General features: G+C 73.4%; 1 pseudogene. It reads left to right on the forward strand.

The annotated features are described in order from the left end of the window. Positions 1-121 precede the first annotated feature (121 nt). Positions 122-14902, forward strand: a pseudogene (locus tag M4V62_RS43265) (amino acid adenylation domain-containing protein); the annotation flags it as partial. Positions 14903-14945 lie beyond the last annotated feature (43 nt).

Consider the following 14945-nt stretch of genomic DNA (forward strand, 5'->3'; position numbering starts at 1 on the left):
CGCAGAACTCAGCGAGGGCCCCATGTCAAACGAGGACAAGTTCCGTCAATACCTGGCGCGTGCCGCGGGAGAGCTGAATCAGGCCCGCGAAAAGCTGCAGCAGGTCCAGGACGCCGCACACGAGCCGATCGCCATCGTCGGCATGGCCTGCCGCTACCCGGGCAGCGTCCGCGGACCGGAGGACCTGTGGGACCTGGTCGCCGAGGGCCGGGACGAGATGTCGACGTTCCCCGAGGACCGCGGCTGGGACCTGGAGGCCCTGTACGACCCGGACCCGGACCGCCCCGGCACCTCCTACACGAACGTGGGCGGTTTCCTGTACGACGCCGCGGAGTTCGACCCGGCGTTCTTCGGGATCAGCCCGCGTGAGGCGCTGGCGATGGACCCGCAGCAGCGGCTGCTCCTCGAGGCGGCGTGGGAGGCCGTGGAGGCGGCGGGAATCGACCCCGTCTCCCTGCGCGGTTCGCAGACCGGCGTGTTCGCGGGGCTCATGTACCACGACCACGTGGCCCGGCTGCGGGACGTGCCCGAGGACCTCGAGGGGTTCATCGGCAACGGCAACGCGGGCAGTGTCACCTCGGGCCGGGTCGCGTACACCATGGGCCTTGAGGGCCCGGCGGTGACGGTGGACACGGCGTGCTCGTCGTCCCTGGTCGCCCTGCACTGGGCGATCCAGGCGCTGCGCACCGGCCAGTGCCGGTACGCGCTCGCGGGCGGTGTGACGGTCATGGCGACGCCGGGCACGTTCGTGGAGTTCTCCCGGCAGCGGGGCCTCGCTGCCGACGGCCGGTGCAAGCCGTTCGCGGACGCGGCCGACGGCACCGGCTGGTCGGAAGGCGTGGGCATGCTGCTCGTCGAGCGGCTGTCGGACGCGCGTCGGCTGGGGCACAACGTGCTCGCGGTGGTGCGGGGTTCGGCGATCAACCAGGACGGTGCGTCCAACGGTCTGACGGCTCCGAACGGTCCTTCGCAGCAGCGGGTGATCCAGCAGGCTCTTGCCAATGCGCGGCTGACGCCGCGTGATGTGGACCTGGTGGAGGCGCACGGGACGGGCACGACTCTGGGTGACCCGATCGAGGCGCAGGCGCTGCTGGCGACTTACGGTCAGGACCGGCCGGAGGACCGGCCGCTGTACCTGGGGTCCATCAAGTCCAACATCGGTCACACGCAGGCCGCGGCCGGTGTGGCGGGCATCATCAAGATGGTGCAGGCCATGCGGCACGGGGTCCTGCCGAAGACCCTGCACGTCGACCGGCCGACCTCACACGTCGACTGGTCCGCCGGCGAGGTCCGGCTGCTCACGCAGTCGCGTCCGTGGGACGGTGAAGGACCGCGCAGGGCCGGTGTCTCCTCGTTCGGGGTGAGCGGCACGAACGCGCACATCGTCCTGGAGCAGGCTCCGGAGCCGGAGGACACCGTCTCCGACGGTGACGCGGACCAGGCGCCGGACGCGGACCAGGCTCCGGCCGCCGAGCGAGTGGCCCTGCCTGTCGTGCCCTGGGCGGTGTCGGGGAAGACGGCGGCTGCTGTGCGTGATCAGGCAGCGCGGCTGGCGGCGCATGTCCGGGCCCGCCCCGACAGCGACGTACACGATGTGGGTCTGTCGCTGGCCACCACGCGTACTCACTTCGAGCACCGTGCCGTGGTCATGGGTGCCACGTCCGGGGAGCTGCTGACTGCTCTGGACGCGCTGGCTGCCGGTGAGGTTTCGCCTCAGGTGGTGACCGGGCAGCCCGCCAGGGGCGGCCTGGCTGTCGTCTTCCCCGGTCAGGGCACTCAGCGCACCGGCATGGGCCACGATCTCTACCAGCACTATCCCGTCTTCGCCGAGGCGTTCGACGAGGTGTGCCGCCACTTCGACCCGCTGCTCGGGCGCTCCCTGCGGGAGCTGGTGTTCACCAGCGAGGACGTTCACCAGACCCAGTACACCCAGCCCGCCCTGTTCGCCTACCAGGTCGCCCTCTACCGCCTCACCGCCTCCCTCGGCATCACTGCCGACCACCTCATCGGCCACTCCATCGGCGAGGTCACCGCCGCCCACATCGCAGGCATCCTGACCCTGCCCGACGCCTGCACTCTGGTCGCCACCCGCGCCCGCCTCATGCAGAGCGCCCCCCAGGGCGGCCCCATGGTCGCCCTGCAGGCCACCGAGGAAGAAGTCCTGCCCCACCTCCAGGGCCGCACCGGCCAGGTGTCGATCGCCGCCCTGAACGGGCCGCGTTCCACGGTCATCGCCGGGGACGACGAGGCGGTCGAGGAGATCACCCGCCTCTTCGAGGACCAGGGCCGCAAAACCAAGTGGCTCAACGTCTCCCATGCCTTCCACTCCCCCCACATGGACGGCGTCCTGGAGGAGTTCACCACCGCCCTGGACACCATCACCTTCCATCCGCCCGCCATCGACATCGTCTCCAACCTGACCGGTGAGCTGGCCACCGACGACATCCGCACTCCGGGCTACTGGGCCCGGCACATCCGCGATGCCGTGCGTTTCGCCCATGGCATCACCACCCTGCACACCCTGGGCGCCACCACCTACCTGGAGCTGGGCACCGACGGCACCGCCGCCGCCATGACCACCACCAGCCTCCCCGAGGACACCGACACCCAGGCTCAGGTCCTGTCCGCCATCCGCAAGGACCGCCCCGAACCCCTGGCCCTGACCCAGGCCATCGCCCACCTGCACACCCACGGCAGGACCATCGACTGGAACACCCTCTTCACCCCCAGCCACCCCACCCCCACCCCCCTGCCCACCTACGCCTTCCAACACCAGCGCTACTGGCTGCCCGCGTCCTCCGGAACCACCACGGAGACGGACATCGCGGCGGCCGGGCTCACGCCGGCCGGCCACCCCTGGCTGACCGCGGTGGCGACGCTGCCGGACGGCGACGGCCATCTGCTCAGCGGCCGGCTGTCGGCGCGTACGCACTCCTGGCTCGCCGACCACGCCGTGTTCGGCGCGGCCATGGTGCCCGGCAGCGGTCTGGTGGACGTGGCACTGGCGGCGGCGCGGTCCGTGGGCGCCGCACGGGTGCGGGAGCTGACCCTGGCGAAGCCGCTGGTCCTGAGCGCCGGCTCGGCGGTGCGGCTTCAGGTGCGGGTCGAAGGGCCCGACGAGCACGGACACCGTTCCCTCGCCGTCTACAGCCAGTTCGAGGACACACCGGACCCGGGCGCGTGGAACCTGAACGCGACCGGTGAACTGGCGGACGCCCCGGCGGCCGGTGACGAGGCACCCGAGCTGCTCGGCTGGCCGGTCCCGGACACCGAAGGCGTCGACCTGAGCGGCTTCTACGAGGGTCTGGAGGAGCAGGGCTTCACCTACGGGCCCGCGTTCCGCGCCCTGCAGGAGCTGCGGACCCGGGGCCGCGTGGCGTACGGGCGGGTCGTGCTGCCGGAGCAGGCAGGACCGAGTGACGGGTACGGCGTGCACCCGGCCCTGCTGGACGGCGCGCTGCACGTGCTCGCCGGCATCACGTCGGCCGAGGACCGGCCGGAGGACGCCGACACGGTGATCCTGCCGTTCGCGTGGTCGGACGTGGAGGTGTACGCGACCGGCAGTACGGAACTGCGGGTGCGTATCGAGCTGTTGGAGCCGCAGGGCGGAACCCCGGTGGCTTCGGTTCTGGTGACGGACACCGAGGGGGCCCCGGTCCTGCGCGCGGGTGGCCTGCGGATGCAGCGGGCGACGGCGGAGCAGCTGCGGGCCGCTCAGAGCCCTGACGCCGAGCACCTGTACCGACTGGACTTCCGGCAGGTGGCGGTCGACCCGTCCGGCCGGCCCGACGAGGAGGCACTGGTGGTGCTCGGCGCCGGTGCTGTCGCCGACGCCCTCGGTGTCGCGGCCGTCGACGAGCTCGCCGAGGACGGCGCACCGCGTCGCCTCGTGGTGGACCTGACCGGTGCCGGTCGCGCTGCGCAGGCGGCGGCGTCGCCCGCCGCGTCGGCGCGCGCCGCGGCAGGACAGGCGCTGGCGCTGGTGCAGCGGGTCCTCGCAGAGGAGCGGTTCGCCGGCACCGAAGTGGTGTGGGTGACGCGGGACGCGATCGCGGCCCAGCCCGGCGACGGCGCGAGCGCTCTCGCGGACGCCTCGGTGTGGGGGCTGGTGCGCACCGCCCGGGTGGAGCACCCGGACCGGGTGCTGCGCCTGGTCGACGTGGGCGCGGAGCCGTGGGACCCCGCGGTTCTGCGGGCCGCGCTGGCCGTCGCCGACGAGCCGGAACTGGCGCTGCGCGGCGACGGGGTGTGCGCTCCGCGCCTGGTGCGTGCCCAGACCGGTCCGGCGGTGAAGCCGCCCGCCGGGGACGTGCCCTGGCATCTGACCGTGCGGGAGAAGGGCAGGCTCGACACGTTCGAGGCGGTGCCGCTGGACACCGGCGAGCCGCTCGCCCCCGGCGAGGTCCGGGTGCAGGTACGTGCGGCCGGCCTGAACTTCCGTGACGTCCTCAACGCACTGGACATGGTCCACGCCCCGGAACTGGGACTGGAGTTCGCGGGCGATGTCGTGGAGACCGGTGCGCAGGTGGAGCATCTGCGGGTCGGTGACCGGGTGATGGGCTTGGCGGTGGGGTCGTTCGGTACGGAGGTCCGGGCTGATGCGCGGGTCATGACTCCCATCCCGGAGGGTCTGTCGTATGCCCAGGCCGCGACGGTGCCGTTGACGTTCCTGACGGCGTATCACGGTCTGGTTGATCTGGGTGGGCTGCGGGCGGGCGAGAAGGTGCTCGTGCATGCGGCCGCCGGTGGTGTGGGCATGGCCGCGGTTCAGCTGGCCCGGCATCTTGGCGCCGAGGTGTACGGCACGGCCAGTTCCGGCAAGTGGTCTGCTCTGCGTGCCATGGGTCTGGCCGATGACCACATCGCCTCCTCCCGGGACACCGGTTTCGCGGAGGGCTGGCGGGAGGTGTCCTTCGATGTGGTCCTGAACTCTCTGGCGCGTGAGTTCGTCGACAGCACGCTGGGGATGCTGTCCGACGGCGGGCGTTTCCTGGAGATGGGCAAGACCGACATCCGTGAGGCGGGTCAGGTCGCCTCCGATCATCCCGGTGTGCGCTACCAGGCCTTCGACCTCATGGACAGCGGCGCCGACCGCGTCCAGGAAATGCTCCTGGAGATCACCGCACTCCTGGAACAAGGCGTCCTGACGCCCCTGCCGTTCGCTGCCTACGACCTGCGCCACGCACCGGAAGCCTTCCGGTTCATGGCGCAGGGCCGGCACACCGGCAAGCTGGTCCTCACCCTGCCCCGGGCTCTCGACCCCGAGGGCACCGCCCTGATCACCGGCGGTACCGGGGCCCTTGGCCGGGCCGTGGCCGAACACCTCATCCACCACCACGGCATACGCCACCTCGTCCTCACCTCCCGCCGCGGCCCCGACGCGCCCGGCGCCGACACCCTGATCACCCACCTCCAGGCGGCAGGCGCCACCACCGTGCGCATCGTCGCCTGCGACATGGCGGCACGCGACCAGGTCAAGGCCCTGCTCGACGACGTACCCGGCGACCGGCCGTGGACGGCCGTGCTGCACCTGGCCGGGGTGATCGACGACGGACTGGTGGCCGGCCAGAGCGCCGAGCGGCTGACGACCGTGTTCGGCCCGAAGGCCGACGGGGCGATGCACCTGCACGAGCTCACCGCGGGCCTGGATCTCGCCGCGTTCGTGCTGTTCTCCTCGGCCGCGGGCACCCTGGGCTCCCCCGGCCAGAGCAACTACGGTGCGGCCAACGCCGTACTGGACGCCCTCGCGGCGCACCGCAGCCACCGGGGACTGCCCGCGACGAGCCTGTCGTGGGGCATGTGGGCGCAGAGCGGAACCGGCATGACCGCCCACCTGGGCGAGGCAGAGCTGGCCCGGATGCGCCGCCAGGGGGCGCACGCACTGACCGTGCCCGAGGGCCTGGAGCTGCTCGACACGGCACTGGAGCGCCCCGACACCCACCTCGTCCCGGTCAAGTTCGACACGGCGGCACTCCAGCGCGGCGCGGGAGCCGCGGTGCCCGCGCTGCTGCGGGCACTGGTCAGGCCGCGGCCCGAACTGCGGCAGGCCGCGCAGGCGTCCGGCGCCGGCGTGTCCCTGCGCGACCGGCTCGCCGCCGCCGCCGAGGCGGACCGTGCGGCGCTGCTCACCGGGATCGTGCAGGGTGAGGTCGCCGTCGTGATGGGGGTCTCCGGCGCGAGCGGGGTCGGCGCGGACCAGGAACTCAGGGAACTGGGCATCGACTCGCTCATGGCGGTGGAGCTGCGCAAGCGCCTGTCCGACGTGTCGGGCGCCGCGCTCCCGTCCGACCTGGCGTTCAGCCACCCCACGCCCCGGGCCATCGCGGGCTTCCTGCTCACGGAGGTGTTCGCCGGTCTGGGCGAGGCATCCGGCGCACCCGCCGCGGACGCGCGGGGGCCGGAACCGGCCGCCCTGGTACGGGCGGAGGGCGTCAGCACGTACCCGGCGACCCATGGGCAGCGCCGCCTGTGGTTCATGGAACATCTGCACCCGGGATCCGCGCAGTACAACGCGGTGTGCAGGCAGCGCACCGCGCGCCCCGTGGACCTGGAGGTCCTGGCGCGCGCCCTGGAGTGGGTGGCGGACCGGCACGAGTCGCTGCGCACCACGCTGCACGTGCGGGACGGTGACGTCGTGCAGGTCGTGCACCCGTCCGTGCCGGTCCCGCTGGTGCACGAGGACCTGTCGTACGCCGACGAGGCCACGGTCGAAGCGCGGGTGCGCCGCGAGGAGCTGGCACCGTTCACGGTGGACGGCGGCGCCCTGGTGCGCGGCCTGGTCCTCGACCTCCCCGGCGGCGGGCAGCTGCTGTGCTTCGTCCTTCACCACTCGATCACGGACGGCTGGTCGTCCGGAGGCATCTTCCTGCACGACCTGTACGAGGCCTACCACGCCCTGCGGGACGGGCGTGAGCCCCAACGGCCCCCGGTGGACCACCAGTTGGGCGACTACGCCCTGTGGGAGGACCGCTGGGTGCGCGAGGGCCGCTTCGGCCCCGCCCTGGACTTCTTCGGCGAGGAACTGGCGGGCGTACCGCGCCTGGAGTTCCCGTCCGGTGCACCCGAGGCCCCGGACGGCGGTCCCGACGGCGACGCCGTGTACTTCACCGTGCCCGCGGCTCTGCGCGACGGCCTGGAGAGCCTGGCGGCCGACGCGTCCGTCACCCCGTACACGGTGCTCGTCACCGCGTACGCGGTCCTGCTCAGGCGCTACTGCGACCAGGACGACTTCGCGGTCGGCACCCTGTGGGGCAACCGGCAGGTGCCCGGCGCCGCGAACATCGCCGGTTTCCTCGCGAACACCCTTCCGCTGCGCTGCGACCTGACGGGCGACCCGTCGTTCACCGGGCTCCTGGCCGCCATGCGCCCCCGGGTGCTGGGTGTCCTGGAGAACCAGAGCGTGCCGCTGACGGAGATCGTGCGGACGGCGGCGAGCGAGCGCACCGGCGAGGAGAACCCCTTCTTCCGTGCCGCGTTCAACTACCTGGGCGCGGCCGCGCCCGCCCTCGGCGCGGACGACGACGCCTGGACGCCGCTCGGCACGGGCAGTGCGCTCGGCAACGTCCGGGGCGCGGCGAAGTTCGAGCTGGGTCTGACGCTGGTCTCCGACGAGGCGGGGCTGCGGGGCGAGCTGGAGTTCCAGTCACACGTCCTTGACCGGGCGGCCGCCGAGCGGATGGCGGAGAACTTCACCGAACTGCTCGCCTCGGTCGTGGGCGACCCCGCGACGCCCCTCAGCAGGCTGCGGGTGCTCGGCGAGTCCGAGCGCGCCTGGCTGACCGAACAGTCCGGGAGCGTCGCGCCGGAGCTGGAGGACCCGCGGACCGCTCTGCAGCGGGTGTGGGAGCAGGCCGCCGCCACACCCGGCGACGTGGCCCTCGTCCACGGTGAACACCGGCTGACCTACCGGGAGCTGACGGCGGCGGCGGGCGCGGTCGCCCGCCTCCTGAAGGACCGGGGCGTGGGCCCGGACGTGCTGGTGGGCGTGCACGCGCCGCGCTCCGCGGCGTTCGTGGTGCTGGCCCTGGGCACCTGGCTGGCCGGCGGCGCGTACGTACCGCTCGATCCCGCCTATCCCGCCTCCCGCATCGAGCACGTCGTCCGTGACAGCGGTATGCGCACCGTACTGACCACGCCGGAAGGCGTGTTCGCCGCCGGGAGCGACGACATCGACGTGCTCCCCCTGGACGTGTTCGCCCTGGCGGCCACGGACGGCTCCGAGCCCGCCGTGCTGCCGGGCCTCACGGACCTGGCGTACGTCATCTACACGTCCGGGTCCACGGGCAAGCCGAAGGGCGTGATGCTCGAGCACGCCCAGTTCGCCAACTTCTGCACGGCGATGGACCACCGGGTGGGCGGCGGCAGCGGTGACACCTGGCTGGCGGTGACGAGTCCCTCGTTCGACATCTCCACGGTCGAGTTGCTGTGGACGCTCACGCGCGGCTACCGGGTGATCGTGGCCGACGGCACCGTCGCCGACTGGGGCCGCTACCGCGAGCTGTCCCCCACCCATCTGCAGTGCACGCCGTCGCTGGCCCGCATGCTGCTGGCCGACCGCGACGGCCGGGCCCTGCTCGACGGGCTGCAGCGCCTCCTGGTCGGCGGCGAGGCCCTCGACCGGGCGCTGGCCAAGAAGCTGCTGCGCCGCTGCGGCGGTGGGATCACCAACATGTACGGGCCCACCGAGACGACCGTCTGGTCCTCGGCCTGGCCCCTGGAGCCCGGAGACGTGTCCCTGGGCCGGCCCCTGCACGGAAACAGCCTGTACGTCCTGGACGCCGACGGGCAGCAGGTGTCGCGCGGCACGCGCGGTGAGCTGTGGATCGGTGGCCACGGCGTCGCCCGCGGATACCACGGGCGGCCCGAGCTGACCGACGAGCGCTTCTCCCCCGACCCGCACAGCCCCGTGCCGGGCGCGCGGATGTACCGCACCGGCGACATCGTCCGCTACCGGCCCGACGGCACCCTGGAGTTCTGCGGACGCACCGACGCCCAGATCAAGCTCCGCGGCCACCGCATCGAACTCGGCGAGATCGAGTCGGTCGCGGGTGACCACCCGGCCGTCCTGGAGTGCGCGGCCATCGTCCGCGAGGACACCCCCGGCGATCCGTCCCTGTTCCTGTACTGGACATCCGCCGACGGCAGCGCCGACGGCACGGATCTGCGCACCCACCTGGCCGGCCGGCTGCCCGCGTACATGGTCCCGTCCCGGCTGGTCCGCATGGCGGAGCTGCCCCACACCCCCAACGAGAAGACCGACCGCAACGCGCTCAAGGCCCTCGCCCCGCCCGCGCCCGACTCGCTCGCCGGTGCGACCGGTGACGGCGCTGCCCACGCGGCGCCCGCGTTGGATGCGGCGGACCCGGCGCAGGCGGTGGAGGACGTCGTCGCCCGCGCCTGGCAGGCCGTGCTCGGGCTGGCGCGCGTCGACCGCGACACCGGGTTCTTCGAACTGGGCGGCACGTCCATGTCCGCGCTCAGCGCCCACCAGGCGATCTGCGCGGAGCTGGGCCGCGAGTTCCCGTTGGCGACCGTCTTCCGCCACCCCACCGTGCGCCGCCTTGCCGCGCACCTCAGCGGCACGGTCACGCCCACCGGCCCGGCCACCCGTAGCGCCCGGCCCGCGTCCGGTGATCCCGCCGACGACGCCATCGCCGTCGTCGGCCTGGCCTGCCGCCTGCCCGGAGCGCCCGACATCGACTCCTTCTGGCAGGCCCTGCGCGAGGGCCGCGAGCTCATCAGCCGGTTCACCGAGGCCGAACTGCGCGAAGCCGGTGTCCCCGAAGCGCTCCTGACGCACCCCTCGTACGTCAGGGCCAAGGGATACGTCGAGGACACCGACCAGTTCGACGCCTCCTTCTTCGGCTACTCCCGTACCGAGGCCGAGGCGATGGACCCGCAGCACCGGCTCTTCCTCGAATGCGCCTGGGAGGGCCTGGAGAACGCGGGCATCGTGCCGCACGAGTTCGACGGCCCGATCGCCGTGTACGGCGGCTCCGGGTCCGGCGGCTACCAGCAGCACGAGATCAACGACCTGTCGTCCTTCTTCCGCAACATGGTCGGCACGAAGGGAGACTTCCTGGCGCCACGCGTCGCGCACAAGCTCAACCTGCGCGGACCGGCGCTGAACGTGCAGACCGCCTGCTCCACCGGCCTGGTCGCCACGCACCTGGCCCGTGAGAGCCTGCTGCGCGGGGAGTCGGACATCGCCCTGGTCGGCGCGTCGTCGGTGTCCGTGCCCCTCAAGAACGGCTACCCGTACCAGGAGGGCATGGTCGTCTCGCCCGACGGCAGCTGCCGCGCCTTCGACGCGGACGGCGCCGGCACGGTGTTCGGCGACGGTGTCGGCGTGGTCGTGCTGCGCCGCCTCTCCGACGCGCTCGCCGCGGGCGACACCGTCTACGCGGTGGTGCGCGGCAGCGCCATCAACAACGACGGCTCCGACAAGGTCGGGTTCACCGCGCCGAGCGTGGCCGGGCAGGCCCGGGTCATCGCCACCGCGCAGTCCACCGCGGGCATCACCGCGGACACCGTCGGCTTCATCGAGGCGCACGGCACCGGCACCGCGCTCGGCGACCCCATCGAGGTCCAGGCGCTTCAGGAGGTGTTCCAGAGCACCGAACGCGACGAGCCGTGCGCGCTCGGCTCGGTGAAGACCAACATCGGCCACACCGACACCACCGCCGGAGTCGCCGGACTGATCAAGACGGTCCTGACCCTGCACCACCGGGAGCTCGTGCCGACCCTGCACTTCAAGCGTCCCAACCCGGACATGGACCTCGACCCGGATCTGTTCTACGTCAACACCGAGACCAAGGAGTGGGCCGCGGACGGACCGCGGCGGGCGGGCGTCTCCTCGTTCGGCATCGGCGGCACCAACGCCCATGTCGTCCTGGAGGAGGCCCCCGCGCCGGTCGCGGACGAAGCCGGGACGGACGGGACCGGCGGCGCGCTGCCCGTCGTGCTGTCGGCGCGGGACACGACCGCGCTGCGCGCGCAGGCCGCCCGCTGGGCCGAGTGGCTCGGCGCCCACCCCGAGGTGCCGCTGCGGCAGGTCGCGGTGTCGGCGGCGACCCGCCGCGAGCACTTCACCGCGCGGGCGTCCGTCACGGCGGCCACGGCCGCCGAGGCGGGCGAGGCGCTGGCCGCACTGGCCGGGCGCCGCTCGCACCCCGCCCTGGACGAAGGAACGGCCGCCGACCGCCGCGTCGTCTTCGTCTTCCCCGGCCAGGACACCGAATGGGCCGGAATGGGCCGTGAACTGCTCGAACAGTCCGAGGTGTTCGCGCGGACCGTGGCCGAGTGCGACGCCGCGTTCGCCCCCTTCACCGGCCGCTCCATGGCGCAACTGCTGCGCGAGGGAGACAGCACACAGTGGTCGGACCTCGGCATCATCCAGCCGCTGCGCTTCACGATGTACGTGGCCCTGGCCGCCGTGTGGCGCTCGCTGGGCGTGGAACCGGCCGCCGTGGTCGGACACTCGCAGGGTGAGGCCGCGGCCGCGGTGGTCGCGGGAGTCCTGACCCTGGAGGAGGGGGCGCGCGTCATCGCGGCGCGGTCCGCCGCCATGCAACGGCAGTCGGGCTCCGGCCGGATGGCCGTGGTGGAGCTGCCGCCGGAGCAGGCGCAGACGTGGGTCGCGCAGTACGACGGCACGGTGTCGATCGCCGCGGTGAACACGCCGCAGTCGGTGACGGTCTCCGGTGACGCGGACGCCGTGGACGACCTGCTGTTCCGCCTCGACGACGAGGACATCGCGTGCGGCCCCCTGGAAGCCCGGATGGCCGCGCACAGCCACCACGTCGACCCGGTCCTGCCCGTCCTCGCGGCGGAGCTGGCCGAACTGCGCCCGCGCGCCGGAGAGATCCCGATCTACTCGACCGTCACCGGTGACCGGGTGCGCGGCGAGGAGCTCGACGCGGCGTACTGGTGCCGCAACCTGCGCGAGACCGCACGGCTGGACCTGGCACAGCAGCACCTGCTGTCGGCGGGCTTCGACGTGTTCGTGGAGGTCAGCCCGCACCCGGTGCTCCTGATGCCGCTCACCGACGGCGCCCTGCACGCCGGGTACGACCAGACCGTCACCGTGCCGACGCTGCAGCGCGACCAGGGGGACCTGGCGCAGGTGCTGCGCGGCGTCGGGCGGCTGCACGTGCACGGCGGCAAGGTCGACTGGGCACGAGCGCTGGGCGACGCCCCGGCCGTGCCCCTGCCCACGTACGCGTTCCAGCGCAGCCGCTACTGGGCGGAGTCGGAGACGACGCCGGAACGGACCGTGCCCGCCGCGACCGACGCCTTCTGGCAGGCCGTCGACGACGGCGGCGCCGACAAGGTCGCCCGGATGCTGGGTGCCCCCGAGGAACTGCAGGCGGGCATCGCGCAGTTGCTGCCGCTGCTGTCGGCGTGGCAGGACGAGCAGAAGGGCCGCACCGCCATCGCCTCGTGGCTGTACGACGAGGTGTGGCGGCCCGCCGAGCCGGCCGGGGCGGGTCCGGTGGACGGCGACTGGGCCCTGGTGACGTGCCCCCGAAAGGCCGCGGACACCGGGTACGGCGAGCAGATCGAGCGGGAACTGCGGCTCGCCGGTGCCACCGTGCACCGGATCGACGGCGCCGCGGACCGTGCGGGCCTGGCCCGCGCGCTGCGGGCGCTGCCGAGCGGACTGCGGGCAGTGGTGACGCTGGCGGGCCTGGACGACACGCCGGACGCGCAGGGTGTGACCGAGGGCCTGCGGCGGGTGCTCGCCCTGGTGCAGGCCGTCGGGGACACCGAACGCCCCGCTCCGGTGTGGGCGTTGACCTCGGGCTCGGTGAGCGTCGACGGTGTCGAGCCGCTGCCGAACCCGCTGGGCTCCCTGGTGCGCGGCCTCGGCCGGGTCGTGGCCCTGGAGCAGCCGCAGCGCTGGGGCGGCGTCATCGACGTACCGCCGCTGCCGCACGAGGAATGGGCGGCGCAGTTCGTGCGCACCCTGGTCGGCGGCGACCACGAGGACGAGGTGGCGCTGCGCCCCGGCGGACGCTTCGCGCGCCGCATGGTGCGCACCGTCCCGCAGCCCGGGGAGACGGCCTGGTCGACCTCCGGCACGGCACTGATCACCGGTGGCACCGGCGGGCTCGGCCGGCACCTGGCCCGCTGGCTGGCAGGCCGGGGTGCCACGCGGATCGTCCTGGCGTCGCGGCAGGCGCGGGAGAGCGACGAGATCGCCGCACTGCGCTCGGACCTCGCGGCGAAGGGCACCGAGGTGGTGCTCGTCCCGTGCGACGTCGCGGACCGCGCCCAGGTCGACGAGCTGGTCGCGTCCGCGGACACGGCCGGGGCGCCGCTGCGCACGGTCGCGCATCTGGCCGGTGTCTCGCGCGCCACACCGCTCGACTCGATCTCCGACGCGGAGATCGGTGCGGAACTGGCGGCGAAGGCGCACGGCGCCCGGCAGCTGCACGAGGCGCTCGGGGACCGTCAGCTGGACGCGTTCGTCCTGTACGGCAGCGGCGCCGCCCTGTGGGGCAGCGGTCACCAGGCGGTGTACGCGGCGGCCAACATCGCGCTCGACGCGCTCGCCAGGGAGCGGCGTCTTGCCGGGCTGCCCGCGACGGTCCTGCACTGGGGCCGCTGGGCGGGTGACGGCATCCTCAGCGCGGAGGAGGAGCAGCGCGTACAGGCGCGTGGCCTGATGGCCATGGAGCCGGGCCGCGCGCTGCACGCGCTGGGACTCGCCCTGGACGCCGGCCTGCCGGTGCTGGGCGTGGCCGACATCGACTGGGCCCGGTTCGCACCGGCCTACAGTGCGGCCCGGCCCCGGCCGCTGATCGGCGACATCGACGAGGTGCGGACGGCGCTCGCCGCGACCGACGTGCCGCTCGACCCGCAGGCCGGTGACGGTCTTCGCACCGATCTGGCCGGTATGGGCCACGGCGAGCGGCTGCGGACCCTGACCCAGCTGGTCAGGGCCGAAGTGGCGCAGGCCCTCAGCATGGAGGTGCACGCGCTCGACGTCGAACAGCCGCTGCTGCAGCTCGGGTTCGACTCGCTCATGGCGGTCACGGTGCGCGGTGCGCTCGCCCGCCTCACCGGCCTGGCCATCACCACGAACGTCTTCGTACGGCACTCCACCTGCGCGGCACTGGGCCGTCATCTGCTCGGCGAACTGCTGGGCGGGGGGCAGGGGCCGCAGGCCGTCGCGGACAGTCCGTGGCTGCGGGTGCTGAAGCCTGCGGCGCGGCCGCGCGCACGCATCGTGTGCATGCCCGGCATGGGCGGTACGGCCGGCGGCTACATTCCGCTGATCCGCGCGCTGCCCGAGGGCGTCGAGCTCGTCGGGGTGCAGTTGCCGGGCCGTGAAGGACGCGACGACGAGCCGCCGCTGACGGACATGATGAAGATGGCCGACGAGGTGGCCGTGGCGCTCGCCGACCGCTGCGACGTGCCGCTGGTCCTGTTCGGGCACAGCCAGGGCGCCTGGCTGGCCTGGGAGGTGGCCCACCGGCTCGGGCTGCGGCCCGACGAGCCGCAGCTGTCCCTCGTGGTGGCGTGCGCCCAGACGCCCTACGCCGAGGTGTCGGACTTCGTGCGCCGGGCCGGCGTCACCGCCGGCCGCGACGGCGCGTCGGCGGCCGAGATCGCCGAGGCACTCGACGGGTTGCTGCCCCGGCAGATCCTCGACAACGAGGAACTGCTCGTCGAGTACGCCGAGCGGCTCCAGGCCGACACCGAGCTGGGCATCAGTCACCAGCGCGCGCTGACGGACCTGCGGCGGGAGACGCTGAAGGTCCCGGTGTTCGCGATCGCGGCCACCGACGACCCGGTGGCGGCCGTGGGTGCGATGGAGGCCTGGCGCGAGCTGTCCCTCGGGGCGTTCACGCTGCGCACCATCGCCGGCTCGCACGCCGCTCCGCTGGAGAACGCCGAGGCGATGGTGGCCGAACTGCTCGCCGCGGTCCCGGGGCACG

The sequence above is a fragment of the Streptomyces durmitorensis genome (genome assembly GCF_023498005.1).
In the GTDB taxonomy this organism is placed as follows: Bacteria; Actinomycetota; Actinomycetes; order Streptomycetales; family Streptomycetaceae; genus Streptomyces; species Streptomyces durmitorensis.